The sequence below is a fragment of the Micromonospora sp. NBC_01638 genome (assembly GCF_045209745.1).
Classification (GTDB): Bacteria; Actinomycetota; Actinomycetes; order Mycobacteriales; family Micromonosporaceae; genus Micromonospora.
This window is the reverse complement of record NZ_CP109273.1, coordinates 2,340,759-2,355,774: the sequence shown is the minus strand read 5'-3', so window position 1 is coordinate 2,355,774 and position 15,016 is coordinate 2,340,759. Positions and strand designations below refer to the sequence as shown.

Below are 15,016 nucleotides of genomic sequence, written 5' to 3'. Positions count from 1 at the left end.
GTCAGCGACCCCCGGGGTCGGTGATGGCGGCCCGCATGATCTGGCCGGCGATCCGGGCCGCCTCGGCGCTGCCACCGGGGCCGGCCTGCTCGAGCATCACGCAGACCGCGGAGACCGCCTTGTCGTTCTTGTCCAGCGCGAAGCCGATGAACCAGCCGTGGTCGGGCCGGTCCGGGGCGGACTGGGCGGTGCCGGTCTTGCCGCCGACCGTGTAGCCGCTGATCGCGGCCTTCCGCCCGGTGCCGTTCTGGACCACGCTGACCATCATCTCGCGCAGGTCGGCGGCGACCTGCGGGCTGACCGGTTGACGCAGCTCCCGCGACTTGGCGGTGTAGTAGCTGGTGGTGCGGTCCGGAGCGAGCAACTGCCGCACCAGGTACGGCCGCTGCTGCTTGCCGTCGTAGGCGACCGCGGCGGCGATCATGGCGCCTTGGAGCGGGGTCATCCGGACGTTGTTCTGGCCGATCGAGGACTGGGCCAGTGCAGCCGGGTCAGTGCTGCCATCCGGGTTCTGCATGTCCCCGGTCCGACTGGCCGCCGTGGGCAGACCGTCCTCGCCGAGCTGACCGACCGTGAGGTCCTCCTGCTCGAACCCGAACTGCCGGGCCTTCTCCTTGAGGGTGTCGGCGCCAAGCTGCACGCCGAGCTGGGCGAAGCCGGTGTTGCACGACTCGGTGACCGCGTCCAGCAGGGTGACCTTCGGTTGCGGGCAGATCGAGGCGGCGGCGTTGCGGATCGGGGTGCCCGAGGTGGGCGGGGTCCAGCTGGAACCGGCCGGGATCTGGGTCGACTTGGTGACGCCGTTCTCCAGCGCCGCCGCGGCGACCACGATCTTGAAGGTGGAGCCCGGCGGCAGCGTCTCAGAAAGCGCGCGGTTCTTCAGCGGACCGTCCGGGTCCTGTTCGAGCTTGTTGAACGCCGCAGCCGCCTCGTTGCCGTTGTGGCTGGCCAGCGGGCTCGGGTCGAAGCTGGGCATGGAGACCAACGCCTGCACCGCACCGGTACTCGGGTCGATGGCGATCGCGGCGCCCCTCTTCGCCCCCACCTGGTTGTTGCGCAGCTGGTCGTACGCCACGTCCTGAGCCCGCTTGGAGAGCGTGAGCAGCACGTTGCCGCCACCGGTGTCGTCGCCGGTGAACATGTCCTTCAACCGGTCGCCGATCAACTGGTCGCTGGTGCCGGCCAGGAAGTCGTTCTCCACCCGCTCGATGCCGGTTTCGGAGAGGTTGACCGGCTTGTAGCCGAGCACATGGGCGTACTTGGCGCCCCCCGGGTAGGCGCGCTGGAACTTCAGTCTGCCGGTGGTTTCCTTGCTGGTGGCCAGCGCGGTGCCGCCAGCCTCGATGTTGCCGCGCTTGCGCTTGTAGTCGGCAACCTGGACCCGGCCGTTGTAGTCGCTGGTGCGGTACTCGTCGTCCTTGTAGGCCTGGATCCAGTTGAGGTTGGCGAAGAGCAGACCGAACAGGACCATGACGACGACGCCGACGCGGCGCAGCGGTGCGTTCACGGCTTGATCACCTCCGTGGGAGCACCGTGCAGTTGCTCGGGCGGGCCACCGCTGGGACGGGCCGCCTTGCCGCCGCCCCCTCCGGTCACCGGTCGGCGGGCGCCGTCGGAGACCCGCAGCAGCACCGCGATGAGCAACCAGTTGGCCATCAGCGACGAGCCACCGGCGGACAGGAACGGGGTGGTCTGACCGGTCAGCGGGATGAGCCCGCTGATCCCGCCGACGATCACGAAGACCTGCAGGCCGAGGGTGAACGCCAGACCGCCGGCGAGCAGCTTGCCGAACGAGTCCCGAACCGCGAGCGCCGCTCGCAGCCCTCGCTCCACGATGAGCAGATAGACGACCAGCAGCGCGGAGAGACCGAAGAGGCCGATCTCCTCACCGATGCCGGCGAAGATGAAGTCGTTCTGCACCTCGGGCAGGATGTCCGGTTGACCGCCGCCCGGCCCCGCACCGAAGAGCCCACCCGTGCCCAGGGCGAGCAGCCCCTGCACGAGTTGGTAGCCCTTGTTTGTCGGGTCGGCGAACGGGTCCAGCCAGATCTCCGCCCGCACGTAGAAGTTGGCGAACGGCCCACCAACCGTCGAACCGAGGACGTAGGCGAGGTAGGCGCCGCCGAAGAAGAGGACCAGGCCGATCAGCAGCCAGCTGACCCGTTCGGTGGCGATGTAGAGCGTCACCACGAACATGCCGAAGTAGAGCAGCGAGGTGCCCAGGTCCTTCTCGAAGACGAGCACCAGGAGGCTGACCAGCCAGACCCCGACCACCGGGCCGAGGTCGCGCCCGCGCGGGAAGTCGATGCCGAGGAAACGCCGACTGGCCAGCGACAGCACCTCGCGCTTACGGACCAGGTAGTAAGCGAAGAAGACCAGCAGCGCCAACTTGGCGAACTCACCCGGTTGGATGGAGAAGCCACCCACGCGGATCCACAGCTTCGCGCCGTTGATCTCGGAGATGCTCGACGGCAGCACCGCCGGGAGCATCACCAGCACGATGCCGGCCAACCCCAGGGTGTACGCGTACCGGGAGACCGATCGGTGGTCACGCATGAGGGCGAGCAGGCCGGCGGCGAGGATCACCGAGGCGAGCGTCCACGCAAGCTGGCGCCCCCCGATCCCGGCGAAGATGGCCAGCGTCTCCCGGTCGGCCACCGGGGCGTCGCCCAGGTCGATCCGGCGCAGGAAGCCCACCCCGAGCCCGTTGAGCAGGGCCACCGCCGGCAGCAGCGCCGGGTCGGCGAACGGGGCGAGAAACCGGATGACCAGGTGCAGCCCGAGGAAGACCGCACCGAGCGCGGCGGCGGGCATCCAGAAGTCCGGGGTGACCGTGTCCAGCAGATTCGCCTCGACGGTCGCCCCGTACGCGGCCACCAGCACCATCGCGAGCAGCAGCAGGGACAGCTCGGCGTTGCGGCGCGACCGCGCCAGGCGTACGCCGGACTGCTCGCCCGCGATGGCGGGCGAGGGTGCCGGTGTGGCCGCTACGGTCACGGGTGGAATCCTCGGGATCTCAGCCGACGCTCACTCAGGAGACCGGCAGCCGGCCGGGTCGAGCGCCGGCGTGGCCGAGTCGGAGGGCGTGACGTCGGGTGGGGTGGTCGGGCCGCTCGTACCGACAGCGGTGGTGGCACCGACGGTCGGGCTCGCGTTGCCAACCCCATTGGGGGTCGTCGACACGTTGGCGCTCGGGCTGCCGTTCGGGGTCGGCGTCATACCGACCGCGGTCGGCGTGGGCGACGGCGTGCCGCCCACCGCGGCGTTCGGGTCGAGCGGGCAGAGCGGCTTCAGGTTGGGGTTGCTCGGGGTGTCGCTGGTCAGCTCGGCGAGCTGGCGCTCGGCGTCCGGCTCACTCTTGGCCCGGATGCCGACCTTCACGGTGTCCTGCGCGGCGACCGTGAGGTCGTCCAGTCGGGTGCCGCTGCGGCGGTGCACGGCGGAGAGATCCATCCCGGCGATCTGACCTTGGACGCCGCGGAAGACGGCGACCTGCCCCTCCTCGGTGGCTCCCACGTAGTACTGCCGCTGGGTGTACGTCCAGCCGGCGAAGGCCCCTCCGCCGATGATTACCAGCAGGGCCAGCGCCATGGCCGCGGTACGCACCGGGCGGCGTTTCGGCCGGTCCGACTCGTCGTCCGAGGCCGCTGGCTCCTCGGGCACGGCCGGGCGCGGCGCGGAGAGCGCCGAGGCACGGGCGGCCGGGGTCGAGTCGTCGGCCGAGGTCGCCATTCCCCGGTCCCGGGCGGCAGCGCCGCCCACGATCGGGGTCGCCTCGACGATGTCCTGATCAGTGGCATCGGCGATGATCACCGTGATGTTGTCCGGCCCACCGCCGCGCAGCGCGAGCTGCACCAGCCGCTCGACGCACTGCTGCGGGTCGGCGTACTCCCGCAGGGTCTCGCCGATGGTTTCGGCACTGACCACACCCGAGAGGCCGTCGCTGCAGATCAGGTACCGGTCGCCGGGCAGAACCTGGCGCACCGAGTACTCCGGGTCGATGTCCCGGCCGTCCAAGGCACGGGTGAGCAGCGACCGCTGCGGGTGGCTGCTCGCCTCCTCGGCGCTGATCCGGCCTTCGTCGACGAGCATCTGGACGTACGTGTCGTCCTTGGTGATCTGCGCGAAGTCGCCGTTGCGCAGCAGATAGGCCCGCGAGTCGCCGATGTGGACCATTCCCAGCTTGCTGCCGGTGAAGAGGGTCGCCGTCAGCGTGGTGCCCATCCCCTCCAGCTGCGGGTTGGCGTCCACCGTGTCGCGGAGTTGTTGGTTGGCGGTGCCCACGGCCGAACGCAACGCGTCGACGAGGGCGTCGGATGGGACGTCCTCGTCGAGCGGCGCCATGGCACCGATGACGATGTTGCTGGCGACGTCACCGGCGGCCATGCCGCCCATGCCGTCGGCAACGGCGAGTAGCCGCGGCCCGGCGTAGACGGAGTCTTGATTGCCGTCTCGGATCAGACCGCGGTCGCTGTGGGCCGCATAGCGCAGGGTCAGAGTCATGGCCGTAATTCGAGGGAAGTGCGGCCGATCCGGATCGGCACGCCGAGGGGGACGGGGGTTGGTCCGGTGACCTTAGCGCGATCGAGGTACGTGCCGTTAGTCGAGCCGAGGTCCTCGACGAACCACTGCCCGTCGCGCGGCATGAGCCGGGCGTGTCGCGCGGAGGCGTAATCGTCAGTGATGACCAGGGTGGAGTCCTCGGCTCGGCCGATGGTGATCTGCGCTTCACCGAGAGTGATTCTCGTGCCGGCCAGCTGACCGGCGGTCACCACCAGTTGGTGCGCTGCCCTGCCCCGCTTCACCTTCGCCAGTTTCGCCGCCTGCCCCGTCGAGGCGCCCACCGTGCGCGGCGCGGCCACCAGGCGACCGGACCGGGCGCCCGCGAAGAGGTCCCGGCGGATCACACCGACCACCGTGAAGACGAAGATCCACAGCAGGATCAGGAATCCGAACCGGGCAACGGTGATGACCAGCTCCGGCAAGGCGGGTCAGCCGTCCACGCGGAAGGTCAGCGTCGTCGTGCCGAGCTGGACCATGTCACCGGGGTTGAGTGCGACGGCGGAGACCCGCTGCCCGTTGACCATGGTGCCGTTGGTCGACCCCAGATCGGTCAGCACGACCTGGCCACCATCAAAATCCAGCCGGGCGTGTCGCCGGGAGATGCCGACGTCGGGCAGACGCAGGTTGGCCTGGTCGCCGCGACCGATCACCGTCGACCCCATCTGAAGGGGATAGGTGCGACCGTCGCCGGAGACCAGCCGCACGTTGCGACCGCCGCCGTGCCCAGGCGGCGGGCCGTAGCCACCGCCCTGGTCGTACGCGGGGTAGGCGGGCGGACCGCTGTCGTAGCCGGGTGCCGACACCGGCGCGACCTCGCCGCCGGTGTAGACCTCGGCCGTGACGCGGAACATGCCCGTGTCCAGGCCCTCGCCTCGCTCGATCTCGACGATCACGTCGCCGTAGACCGTCCAGGCCTGCTCGCCGATGAACTCCGCCTGCGACTGGGCCAATTCCTGGGCCAGCGCAGCGGCGTACGGCGCCAGCCGACTGTGGTCGAACGGCGAGAGATCGATCACGTAGCGGTTGGGCACCAACGTGCGCCCACCGGCCAAGATCGCCTTGTGCGCCTCGGCCTCCCGCTGCATGGCGTTGAGGATCTCCACGGGGTGGACCACCCCTTTGAAGACCTTGGCGAAGGCCCCTTCGACCAGGCCTTCCAGACGCTTCTCGAAGCGTTGCAGCACGCTCACCGGCTCCTCCTCGGGTCCCGAGGACATGATGGTATCCGGCCGGCGCGCGCGCAGCTCACACGCCGCTCGGCCGTCTGGCTCCGACCCGTTCGGAAGGGCCGGGATTGCCGTGCTAATCTTTCGACCGCCACGAACGGTAATCGTTCGTGGCGAGCACCTGGGACAGCGTAGTATTCCCGAGGCCCACTGGAGACAGCGGGCCCGGGGCGGCTAGTGTGTTCCGGGTCGTGCCACGGGGATGTGGCGGAATGGCAGACGCGCACGGTTCAGGTCCGTGTGCCCGAAAGGGCGTGGGGGTTCAACTCCCCCCATCCCCACCACCGACGAGGGCTCCGCTTGATGCGGGGCCCTTCCGTCATATCGGGGCGTGCCGGGCGTCACGCTATGCTCCGATGGATTCTGCCTCCGATGGACCAGGAGTGGCGTGTGAGTGTCGCGTTGGTGACAGGGTCGGGTGGTCTGATCGGCTCCGAGGCGGTCCGGCACTTCGCTGGCCTCGGTCTGGACGTCGTCGGCATCGACAACGACATGCGCCGGTACTTCTTCGGCGAGGACGGCTCCACCTCGTGGAGCCTTGAGCGGCTCGGCCGTGACCTGGGCAACGCGTACACCCATTTCGCGGTGGACATCCGGGACCGGGACGGCTTGGAGCAGGTGTTCAAGAAGTACGCCTCCGACATCGCCGTGGTGATCCACAGCGCTGCGCAGCCGAGCCACGACTGGGCAGCCAAGGAGCCGTACACGGACTTCGACGTGAACGCCGGCGGCACGCTCAACATCCTGGAGAACACCCGCCGGCACGCGATCGACGCGCCGTTCATCCACTGCTCGACCAACAAGGTCTATGGCGACCGTCCCAACGGCCTGCCGCTGATCGAGTTGGAGACACGGTACGAACTGCCCGAGGACCACCGCTGGTACCAGGGCATCACCGAAGAGATGTCGATCGACCACTCGCTGCACTCGGTCTTCGGCGCCTCGAAGGTCGCGGCGGACGTGATGGTTCAGGAGTACGGGCGCTACTTCGACATGAAGACTGCCTGCTTCCGGGGCGGCACGCTGACCGGGCCGGCGCACTCCGCAGCCGAGCTGCACGGGTTCCTGGCCTACCTGATGCGCTGCGTGATGGAAGGCCGGACATACAACCTGTTCGGCTACAAGGGCAAGATGGTGCGGGACGCGATCCACTCGCGTGATGTGCTGACCGCGTTCGAGGCGTTCTTCCGGGCCCCGCGATCCGCGGAGGTCTACAACCTCGGCGGCGGCCGGCACTCCAACACCTCCCACATCGAGGCGTTCCGGATCGCGGAAGAGATCACCGGCCGTGCGGCGCAGATCAACTACGTCGAGCAGAACCGCACCGGCGACCACCAGTGGTACGTCAGCAGCATGGCCCGGTTCGAGGCGCAGTACCCGGACTGGAAGATCACTTATGACGTCCCGATGATCCTGCGGGAGATCTACGAGGCCAACGTGGACAAGTGGGTGCCCGAAGCATGACCACGCGGACCAAACGCAACGTGCTCGGCGTCCTGGTCGACGCCACCGACTACGCCACGGCGACCGACGCGGTGGTGACCGCGGCGCACGAGCGGCGCCCGCTCGCGCTCACCGCGTTGGCCGTGCACGGCGTGATGACCGGGGTGCTGGACCCGGCGCACAATGCGCGGCTCAACTCCTTCGACCTGGTCACGCCGGACGGGCAGCCGGTGCGCTGGGCGCTCAACCTGCTGCACCACGCCGGGCTCACCGACCGGGTCTACGGGCCCACGCTGACTCTGCACGTGCTGTCGCGCTTCGCCGACGAAGGGCTGCCGGTCTACCTGTACGGGTCAACCGAGGAGACCCTCGCCAGGTTGATCCCGGCGCTGGAGCGGATGTTCCCCGCGCTGAAGATCGCCGGCGTGGAGCCGTCCAAGTTCCGTGCCGTCCAGCCCGGCGAGGATGCCGAGATCGCGGACCGGATCCGGTCCAGCGGTGCCCGGTTGGTTCTGGTCGGGCTCGGCTGCCCGCGCCAGGAGGTCTTCACGTACGCCATGCGACCGCTGCTCGACATGCCGCTGATGGCGGTCGGCGCGGCCTTCGACTACCACGCCGGGCTGCTGCGCCAGCCCCCGCCGTGGATGCAGCGCGCCGGCCTGGAGTGGTTCTGGCGTCTCGGCCTGGAGCCGAAGAGGCTCTGGCGCCGCTACGTGATCCTCAACCCGGCCTACCTGACCCGGCTCGCCGCCCAGAAGACCGGCCTGTGGAAGGCCCGCCCGCCAGCCCCGGCCACCGAGCGGCCGGCTACCTTCTCGGTCTGATCCCGACGCGTACGACACGAGGCCCCACCCCGCGTGCCCGGGGTGGGGCCTCGGTCGGTCGGGGGAGACCGGTCAGACGGTCAGGGTCCAGGTGTTGAGGTAGCCGGTGTCGCCCGAGTAGCTGTCCCGCACCTGGAGCCGCCAGGTGCCATCGGCGGCCTCACCGGACACGTTGGCCGTGTACGTGGTGTTCACGTTGTCGGCGCTGTCCGAGATGCTGCTGTTCTTCAGACGGTATGCGCTGCCGTCCGGGGCGAGCAGGTCGATGACCAGGTCACCGCGGTAGGTGTGCACGATGTTCACCGCCACGGTGGAGGCCGACGAGGCGTTGCGACCGCAGCCGGCGATGGTGATCGGGCTGGTCACCGCCGCGCCGGCGTCCGGGATCGACGCGTTGGCCCAGCTCAGCCCGCCTCTGGCAAGGGGTGACGGCGACTGATGCACCTCCACCCCTCAACCACCCCGTCACGCTGTTTCGCAACGGCCCAACGACCTGCCTCAGTGCGGACCGGAACGGGCGATGCGGAACCCCACGTCATCGATCGCGTAGGTCGGATGGCTGCGACGGCGCACGGACGCGCGGCAGCTCCAGTGCTCATCGAACCAACCGCCACCGCGCAGGACCCGGTAGGTGCCGTAGACCTCGGCGTCGTAGATGTCCCAGCACCAGTCCCACACGTTGCCCAGCATGTCGTACAGGCCCCAGGCGTTCGGCTGGCGGCCGCCCACCTCGTGGACCCGCTCGCCAGAGTTGTCGCGGTACCAGGCGATCTCATCCAGCGGTCCGTAACGCGGGCCGGTCGAGCCAGCGCGACACGCGTACTCCCACTCAGCCTCGGTCGGCAGCCGATATCCGTCAGCGGAGCGATCCCACTCGACGCCCTCACCGTCACCATCGAACTGGTAGGCCGGCGCCAACCCTTCCCGTTGCGACAAGGCGTTGCAGAACCGAACCGCGTCCCACCACGAAACACCCTCGACGGGCAATCGATCCCCATGAACCGCGCTCGGACGCTCGCCAACAACCCTGGCGTACTCGGCTTGCGTGACTGGAAACGCCCCGATCTGAAACGGCTCAACGTCCACCGACCACCGGCGCTGAGTCCGCCGGTCCGACAACGTCACCTGTCCCGGCGCGACAGCAACCATCAAACTCTCCGCGACCGCGTCCACGAGGAGCTGATCCTAGCCGAAGCCGTCTCGATGACCCGGCGCCCGGTCCATGCCGTCACCGCCAAGCCACCGTCACTCGATCGGGTGAAGTGCAGATAAGTTGTGAAGACCCATTTCCTACCTCCCTCCGACCGGTGGCGGAACGCGACCACCGGTCCGAACATCAATCGACACTCGCCGATCTAGCTGAGGGTAGGTCAGCGGCTGGACAGTTTGGACATGTCGAAACGTCCATAACTTCCGGAGGATGACCCCCTACGGGCCTGGCGTCCGGGGTGAACGGGGGACCGGCCCGGATTCGCCCCGCCGCGATCCGGGAAAGACTCTCGTACATGGAGAGTCAGCTCACCATCCTGCTCCCGGTCGCCGCCGTCTGGCTTGCCGCCGGCGTCGTTGCCGACGGGCTTCCCCGGCTGCGCAACACCCGCATGCTGCACCGGCGTGCCGGATGGTTGCTGGTGCTGACCCTCACCGGCGTGGCGCTCACCGCGGCCGTGCTCGGCGCTGGCCTGCTCAGTGCCGGCACGGCGCCGGTCGACCAGGCCGCCGCCGGGCTCACCCTGGTCGCCGGCCCCGCGCTCGTGGCGGCGGTCTGCTCCGTACGGCGGATCCGCCGGCTGCGGGCCGGGGCCGGCGCATTCGCCAGTGCCCCTGCCACGCCTGCGCCACACGGGCTGCGCGCCGCCGCGGCCCACCCGCTCGTCGGGCTGCCACTACAGGTGACCGCCCTGACCACGGTGCCGGCGGTGATCGCGGCGGTCGGCACCGACCTCGGAGCCGACCCCGGTGTCACCGGGCCGGCGATCACCGTTGGCGCGCTCGCGGTGGTGGCCATCGGGGTCCGGCACGCGTTGCGGCACAGCCGCTTCGCCGAGCGGGCCCACCCGCAGACACCTGGGTCAGCGCGAGCGACCGATCCTCTGCACATATAGCAGTTCCAGGATCGAGCGTGTCGCCTCGAACCAGCGGTCCAGCCAGTCCTGCGACGGCACGCTGCCCTTGGGTGGCAACTCCATGAGCAGGCCACGCAGCAACGGGTGGTCAGCCAGGGACTCGCTGGGCTCCAGCGGCCAGCCGGCCGGCGGGAACGACGGCTCGACCAGCGGGTTCGGGTCCAGCGAGGGCAGCGAGAGCGGAGGATCCGTCGCCTCGGAGGACCCCTCCCGCCCGCTCAACTCGTGTTCGGTCGAGACCACCTCGGTCAGAACGGTGTCCCGCCGGGCCCCGCGGTACTTGCCACCGAATCGTTCCGGCTTGGCCGGACCGTTGGTGAGGTTGTCTGAACCGATCGTTGTCATCCGTCTCGCCTACCTCGCTCGGTTGCGGGTCGGTGCGGCGGATCGTCGACCAGCGCCGTACCGACCGGTTCAACGAGACGGACCCGCTGTGGCGACGGGATTCCCGGCGGAACCTCGCCGAGCCTGACGGCAACGGGGCGACCTGAGCCGCCGTCCCTCGGACACGGGAAGGCCCCGCCCGGTCGAAACCGGACGGGACCTCACGTGACCACTCTTTCAGGCCGAGACGAACGCGCCGTCTCTGGTGCCGGCGACGAAGGCGTGCCAGTCATGTTGAGCGAAGACCAGGGCCGGGCCGGCCTTGTCCTTCGAGTCCCGCACTCCGACCGCCCCCGTCACGTATGCCACCTCCACGCAGTTGTCACAGTTTGGCCCGCTCTTCGAGCTCTTGAACCAAGCTGCCTGCGTCAGGTCCACGGGGAACCCCTTGGTCGCCATTTCCACAACGGCTCCTCTGCCAGTTTTGCGATGTGTGCGACGGACTCCTCTGGACGTATGGCCGCAGCGCGGATGTGATCGAAGATGAAGCTGTACTTCTGTAGTTCGTCGCTCTTCTCGAGGAAGAGCCCACCCGTGGCGTTCTCCGCGTACACAACATCCGGATCACCGGGCTCAGGGAAGCTGAGGATCGTGAAAGTACCGTCCATGCCGGCGTGCGCCCCCACCTCGAAGGGCAGGATCTGCAGCGTCACGTTCGGCAACTCGGCCACCTCGACCAACCGCTTGAGTTGGCCGCGCATCACCTCGTCCCCGCCCACCGGCCGACTCACCACCGCCTCATCGAGCACCACCCACAGATCGACCGGATCGTCCTGGGTCAATAACGACTGACGGCCCAGACGGACACGCACCCTTTGGTGAACCTGATCCGCGGTGAAGTCCGGCCGGGCGGCGCGGATCATCGCCCCGGCGTACTCCTCGGTCTCCAGAAGGCCCGGCACGACCTGCTGTTCGTACGCCCGGATCGAACTCGCAGCCGCCTCCAGCCCGACATACGCGCCGACGAGCACCGTGCTGTACGGGTGCCACCAGCCCTTCTGCCGGGCCTCCCGCGCGATCTGCACGAGCTCGTCGCTCTCGGCACCGACCACGCCGTAGATCCGCAGCATGTCCCGCACATCGCGAGGGGTGGCCGTGGTGTGCCCGGTCTCGATCCGGGAAACCTTCGACGCCGAGCACTCCAACTGCTCGGCGACCACCTCGATCGTGATCCCGGCGGACTCCCGCTGGCGGCGCAGCTCGGCACCGAGCCGCCGCCGTCTGATGGTGGGACTGCGCCGTTCACTCATCGCGCAACCCGTGAGTCGCTGGTCCCCGCCGCTGGCTGCTCGACCCCACTCGGGCTACCTCCGTCGACGCGCCACTGGGTGACACCCGCCGGGGGCGCGACCGTCGACCGGCGAGCGTTCGCGACAGGGGCGTGGTGCCGGTCCTCGGCCGGCCGCGACGGGCGAAACCGCTCTCAGTGTGCCGTCCGGACGCGGATGGCTTCAATAGCCCTTTCGCGCGACTCGCTCGCGTATTGGCAAAAGTCGACGTGCAACTTGCATGAAGCACGCCCCTGATGCAGTCTGTCCGTATGGCTCGGATCACTCAGCGTCTCCGTCTGCTCCCTCGGAGTGGTGACCCCACCGATCCGGGAAAGCTGGGCACGACGCGGGCCCGGCCGACGACACCGAGACCTGCCCCGGGTTGAAGACCCCGCCGCTGCAAGCCGGCAAGCTGCGGCGGCGGGCGCGGTTCCCGGAAGCAGCCGGGTGATGGTCGGGTGGCGGCACGCCACCAGCGGAGTACGGCCCGACCACCACCATCCGCACCACCGGTTCACGAGGCACGACCCCGTCGCCGGCCGAGACGTCCCCCAGTTCAGGCACCGCCGGCACAACCGCCGGCCAATCCTCCCCAGGAGCCCATGTGCTTCCCCGCACCGGTGACGTACTGCACGTGACTCGCGCGGCGAGTGTCCAGTTCCTCAGGCCCATCAAGTTCCGGGTGATCCGGGTGCTCGACTGGCCTACCTATGACGGCTGGCTCTGGCTCGACGGCTACGAGTTGAACGCCGCGGGCGACGCGGTGAACCGACGTTCGATCTTCGTCCAGCGGGAAGGCCTGCAGCAGCTGCAGGCCGCCCCCGAGCCCCGCCCGCACACCGTACGGGCCCGGCGGCCGGTCGCCCGTACCCCGCTCCGGGTGGGCTGACCGACCCGATCCGCCGCCGGTGGGCGTGCCGTCGCCATAGAATCGGTACGCCCACCCCGGCACCGTTCCACCCGCGCGTCCAGGACCCTGACCCTGGGATGGTCATGGTCAATCAGCCCGCCCTGCGGCGGCACCACCGCTCCCGTATCGCCTATGTATATGGACTGCTCGCCCTCCTGGGGGCGATGGCCACACTCCTGGTCCTCGTCCGCGACCCAGCGATGTCGTCCACCCGGCTGACCGCACCGGTGCCCGCACCGGAGATCTCCGTGGTCGACGCCGACCCGCCGACGGACGACGGTCCGTTGGTGCGCGAGGAACCCGGCTGGATCGGCGCCGACGCCCCGGGCAACCACGCCGGAGCTGCCGACCCGACCGGGCCGGTGTCCGGCCTTGGCGCCGGCGGCCAGTCCGACGGCCGTCAGGACGACCTCACCGAAGCAGCTCCGGCTGGGCACACCGCGACGGACATCCGCCACTCGCTGTTCTGGTCCGGGATCTTCGGTCTCACCATCGCGCTGGCCGGCCTGGGCCTGGTCGGCGCTCGCCGTCGGATGTGGTGAGCGCCGGTCAGGGCGTGCTCGTCACCGTGGCGCTCGGCGTCGTCGGGGTCGCCCCGGTCGAGGGGTCGGCCGCAGAGATGACCAACACCACCTCGTCGTCGGTCGACACCGGCGTGCCCGCCCCCGGCTCGGTGCCCACCGCAGTTCCGGGCGGCAGCTCCGACGGGCGGTACACCACCCGGTAGGACAGGCCGAGCCGGTCCAGCAACCCCTCGGCGGTGGCCTGCGGCAGGCCGGTGAGCGGTGGCACCGGCACCTGGGCCGGCGCGGTGGTGGTCGGCGGGCTGCTCGGCGTCTCGCTGGTCGGCGCCGCCGAGGTGGGAGATGCACTGGTCGGTGCGGCGCTGGTGGCACTGGCTGGCGGGAGTGACGGGGTGGACCGCGGATCGTCCCGGTCCTGATCCTGCTGGGAGAGCACCAACCAGAGCGCCCCGCCGAGCAGACCGGCGAACAGCAACGCGAGCACACCCCAGAGGATCGGCAGCCACCATCGGGGGCCACCCTGCTCCTCGACATACCACTCCCCGGAGGGTTCAGCCGGCCGGGGCGGCCGAACCTCCGCCCGCCCGGACCACGACGGTGGGGTCGACGCCTCCGCGGGTATCCGCGCCGTCCGGTCGGCCGGCGGGCCCGGCTGTGTGCCAGCGGAACGATCGATCGGCATGGTCTGGTCGGGCGACTCGGCGGGCCGGGCCGGGACAGCCCGGTCGATCGGAGCCGTCTCATCCGGCGATGCGGGCCGCTTGATCGGAGCTGTCTGATCCGGCTCGGCGGCGGGTTGCGCCGGTTGCGGTTGCTCCGGCCGGTCGGCGGCGGCTGGCAGGGGGCGGGTCCGGTCGTCGTCGTGCTCGCCGGCGGGCGGCTCCTGGCGGTCGTCGCTCATCGCACGTCCTTTCCCGAACCGGACGGGCGTCATGGCCCACGACCGTCAACCTAGTCGCCGACACCGTCGTCGGTGGGGATCAGGGAGCGGGTTTCGTGGTCGGCGGTTGGAGGGCGCCCGCCCCACACCAGATGCTGACCTCGTCGTTCCAACGCGCCGGGCCGTCCTCGGCCGGCTCCTGCCGGCTGACCTTTCCGCTGCGGCCGCTGACGTAACGCGGGTAGAGGCCCTCGTCGATCAACTTGTCGACGGCCTTGGCGCAGTCCTTTCCGACCACGTCCGGCACCTCGGCGGCTGGCGCTGGCCCAGCCACCTGCAGTTGCACCGTCGTACCCCGGGCAACCTCGGTGCCCACGTCCGGTGCGGTGCTCTCGACCGTACGACCGGTGCCACCGCCGAAGATCAGCCGCCAGCCCAGCCGCTGCTTGCGCAGCATGTCCCGGGCCTCCACGAAGTCGGTGCCGATCACCGGTGGCACGGTCAGGCCCGACCCCTTGGTCGGGGTGGCGGCGGTCCGGACGGCCGACGGCGTGGTGCCACCGATGCTCGGCCGGGGCGCGGTGGCCCGGCCGGTCGGCGGACCGGTCGTGGTCGCGACCGCCAGCGGATCCCCCGAAGGTGCGTCGTCCTCGGCGGCCAGCAGCCAGCCGCCGGTCGCGCCGACCGCGGCGAGCAGCACAGCAGCCAACCCACCACCCAGCATTACGCTGGCCCGGCCCGCCCCGCCGCCGTCCCGGCCACCGGCGGCATCCTGCCGACCCGTGTTCGTGTCCGTCATACCGCCCACCGCCTCATTTACCGGCGACCGTACCGCCCGCCGCCCAATCCGCCGCATCGGCGGTCC

At 69.9% G+C, this 15,016-nt stretch carries 16 protein-coding genes, 1 tRNA gene and 1 pseudogene; 6 read left to right on the top strand and 12 right to left on the bottom strand.

Annotated features, from left to right (window positions below; translation table 11 throughout):
• Window position 1 precedes the first annotated feature (1 nt).
• The 5 genes from OG811_RS11090 to OG811_RS11070 are packed head-to-tail and all read right to left on the bottom strand — an operon-like array spanning window position 2 to window position 5,780.
• Window positions 2–1,507, bottom strand: coding sequence for a peptidoglycan D,D-transpeptidase FtsI family protein (locus OG811_RS11090; RefSeq protein WP_406073925.1), 1,506 nt, complete (start codon window positions 1,505–1,507; stop codon window positions 2–4).
• Window positions 1,504–2,997 carry an FtsW/RodA/SpoVE family cell cycle protein gene (locus OG811_RS11085; RefSeq protein WP_406073924.1) on the bottom strand — a complete coding sequence of 498 codons (1,494 nt, stop codon included), beginning with the start codon at window positions 2,995–2,997 and terminating at the stop codon, window positions 1,504–1,506. The genes OG811_RS11090 and OG811_RS11085 overlap by 4 nt, the downstream gene beginning before the upstream one ends.
• A 30-nt stretch (window positions 2,998–3,027) precedes the next feature.
• Window positions 3,028–4,503, bottom strand: a complete 1,476-nt coding sequence (locus tag OG811_RS11080) for a protein phosphatase 2C domain-containing protein (protein WP_406073922.1) — start codon at window positions 4,501–4,503, stop codon at window positions 3,028–3,030.
• Complete coding sequence (locus OG811_RS11075) at window positions 4,500–4,985, bottom strand: FHA domain-containing protein (RefSeq protein ID WP_406073921.1); 486 nt, start codon at window positions 4,983–4,985, stop codon at window positions 4,500–4,502. The genes OG811_RS11080 and OG811_RS11075 overlap by 4 nt, the downstream gene beginning before the upstream one ends.
• Before the next feature lie 6 nt (window positions 4,986–4,991).
• Entirely contained in the window at window positions 4,992–5,780 is a 789-nt protein-coding gene (locus OG811_RS11070; RefSeq protein WP_406073920.1) for an FhaA domain-containing protein, read from the bottom strand.
• A 207-nt stretch (window positions 5,781–5,987) separates the two neighbouring features.
• Here OG811_RS11070 and OG811_RS11065 point away from each other — a divergent pair.
• The 3 genes from OG811_RS11065 (at window position 5,988) to OG811_RS11055 (ending at window position 8,056) form a co-directional block, all read left to right on the top strand.
• Window positions 5,988–6,073, top strand: a tRNA-Leu gene (locus tag OG811_RS11065).
• Between the two features lie 64 nt (window positions 6,074–6,137).
• A complete protein-coding gene (locus OG811_RS11060) occupies window positions 6,138–7,253 on the top strand; it encodes an NAD-dependent epimerase/dehydratase family protein (RefSeq protein ID WP_406073919.1) in 1,116 nt (371 codons plus the stop codon).
• Window positions 7,250–8,056 (top strand): WecB/TagA/CpsF family glycosyltransferase, encoded by an 807-nt coding sequence (locus OG811_RS11055; protein ID WP_272614463.1) that lies wholly within the window; start codon window positions 7,250–7,252, stop codon window positions 8,054–8,056. Before OG811_RS11060 ends, OG811_RS11055 begins: the two co-directional genes overlap by 4 nt.
• 72 nt (window positions 8,057–8,128) lie before the next feature.
• Here the strand turns inward: OG811_RS11055 and OG811_RS11050 are convergent.
• Window positions 8,129–8,446: pseudogene (locus tag OG811_RS11050) on the bottom strand (proprotein convertase P-domain-containing protein); the annotation flags it as partial.
• Window positions 8,447–8,554: 108 nt separating this feature from the next.
• Window positions 8,555–9,205 (bottom strand): formylglycine-generating enzyme family protein, encoded by a 651-nt coding sequence (locus tag OG811_RS11045; RefSeq protein WP_406075651.1) that lies wholly within the window; start codon window positions 9,203–9,205, stop codon window positions 8,555–8,557.
• A gap of 356 nt (window positions 9,206–9,561) precedes the next feature.
• On the opposite strand from OG811_RS11045, the gene OG811_RS11040 reads away from it, so the two are divergent.
• Window positions 9,562–10,161, top strand: a complete 600-nt coding sequence (locus tag OG811_RS11040) for a hypothetical protein (RefSeq protein ID WP_406073917.1) — start codon at window positions 9,562–9,564, stop codon at window positions 10,159–10,161.
• On the opposite strand, the gene OG811_RS11035 is transcribed toward OG811_RS11040, so the two are convergent.
• The 3 genes from OG811_RS11035 to OG811_RS11025 all read right to left on the bottom strand — a co-directional run bounded on the left by OG811_RS11035 (window position 10,129) and on the right by OG811_RS11025 (window position 11,816).
• Complete coding sequence (locus tag OG811_RS11035) at window positions 10,129–10,527, bottom strand: hypothetical protein (protein WP_406073915.1); 399 nt, start codon at window positions 10,525–10,527, stop codon at window positions 10,129–10,131. The genes OG811_RS11040 and OG811_RS11035 overlap by 33 nt on opposite strands.
• Before the next feature lie 216 nt (window positions 10,528–10,743).
• Window positions 10,744–10,965: a DUF397 domain-containing protein gene (locus OG811_RS11030; protein WP_406073913.1), complete on the bottom strand. Its 222-nt coding sequence runs from the start codon at window positions 10,963–10,965 to the stop codon at window positions 10,744–10,746.
• The gene (locus OG811_RS11025; RefSeq protein WP_030487606.1) at window positions 10,935–11,816 is read right to left on the bottom strand and encodes a helix-turn-helix transcriptional regulator; all 882 of its coding nucleotides are present in this window, start codon (window positions 11,814–11,816) and stop codon (window positions 10,935–10,937) included. The genes OG811_RS11030 and OG811_RS11025 overlap by 31 nt, the downstream gene beginning before the upstream one ends.
• Before the next feature lie 625 nt (window positions 11,817–12,441).
• Between OG811_RS11025 and OG811_RS11020 the strand changes: the two genes are divergently transcribed.
• Together OG811_RS11020 and OG811_RS11015 are read left to right on the top strand one after the other, a co-directional pair.
• On the top strand, window positions 12,442–12,726 hold the full coding sequence (locus OG811_RS11020) for a hypothetical protein (RefSeq protein WP_272614456.1): 285 nt from the start codon (window positions 12,442–12,444) through the stop codon (window positions 12,724–12,726).
• A gap of 98 nt (window positions 12,727–12,824) precedes the next feature.
• Entirely contained in the window at window positions 12,825–13,289 is a 465-nt protein-coding gene (locus tag OG811_RS11015; protein ID WP_406073911.1) for a hypothetical protein, read from the top strand.
• 7 nt (window positions 13,290–13,296) lie between these two features.
• Here the strand turns inward: OG811_RS11015 and OG811_RS11010 are convergent, their stop codons facing one another.
• Complete coding sequence (locus OG811_RS11010; protein ID WP_406073909.1) at window positions 13,297–14,172, bottom strand: PASTA domain-containing protein; 876 nt, start codon at window positions 14,170–14,172, stop codon at window positions 13,297–13,299.
• Between the two features lie 79 nt (window positions 14,173–14,251).
• Window positions 14,252–14,950, bottom strand: a complete 699-nt coding sequence (locus tag OG811_RS11005) for a PASTA domain-containing protein (RefSeq protein WP_406073907.1) — start codon at window positions 14,948–14,950, stop codon at window positions 14,252–14,254.
• Window positions 14,951–15,016: the final 66 nt, after the last annotated feature.

Excerpts from the sequence above, each read along its gene's own strand:
- OG811_RS11080 (WP_406073922.1), bottom strand. The coding sequence starts at position 4,503 with ATGACTCTGACCCTGCGCTATGCGGCCCACAGCGACCGCGGTCTGATC.
- OG811_RS11070 (WP_406073920.1), bottom strand. The coding sequence starts at position 5,780 with ATGTCCTCGGGACCCGAGGAGGAGCCGGTGAGCGTGCTGCAACGCTTC.
- OG811_RS11060 (WP_406073919.1), top strand. The coding sequence starts at position 6,138 with ATGCTCCGATGGATTCTGCCTCCGATGGACCAGGAGTGGCGTGTGAGT.
- OG811_RS11055 (WP_272614463.1), top strand. The coding sequence starts at position 7,250 with ATGACCACGCGGACCAAACGCAACGTGCTCGGCGTCCTGGTCGACGCC.
- OG811_RS11045 (WP_406075651.1), bottom strand. The coding sequence starts at position 9,205 with ATGGTTGCTGTCGCGCCGGGACAGGTGACGTTGTCGGACCGGCGGACT.
- OG811_RS11040 (WP_406073917.1), top strand. The coding sequence starts at position 9,562 with ATGGAGAGTCAGCTCACCATCCTGCTCCCGGTCGCCGCCGTCTGGCTT.
- OG811_RS11035 (WP_406073915.1), bottom strand. The coding sequence starts at position 10,527 with ATGACAACGATCGGTTCAGACAACCTCACCAACGGTCCGGCCAAGCCG.
- OG811_RS11030 (WP_406073913.1), bottom strand. The coding sequence starts at position 10,965 with ATGGCGACCAAGGGGTTCCCCGTGGACCTGACGCAGGCAGCTTGGTTC.
- OG811_RS11025 (WP_030487606.1), bottom strand. The coding sequence starts at position 11,816 with ATGAGTGAACGGCGCAGTCCCACCATCAGACGGCGGCGGCTCGGTGCC.
- OG811_RS11015 (WP_406073911.1), top strand. The coding sequence starts at position 12,825 with ATGGTCATGGTCAATCAGCCCGCCCTGCGGCGGCACCACCGCTCCCGT.
- OG811_RS11010 (WP_406073909.1), bottom strand. The coding sequence starts at position 14,172 with ATGAGCGACGACCGCCAGGAGCCGCCCGCCGGCGAGCACGACGACGAC.
- OG811_RS11005 (WP_406073907.1), bottom strand. The coding sequence starts at position 14,950 with ATGACGGACACGAACACGGGTCGGCAGGATGCCGCCGGTGGCCGGGAC.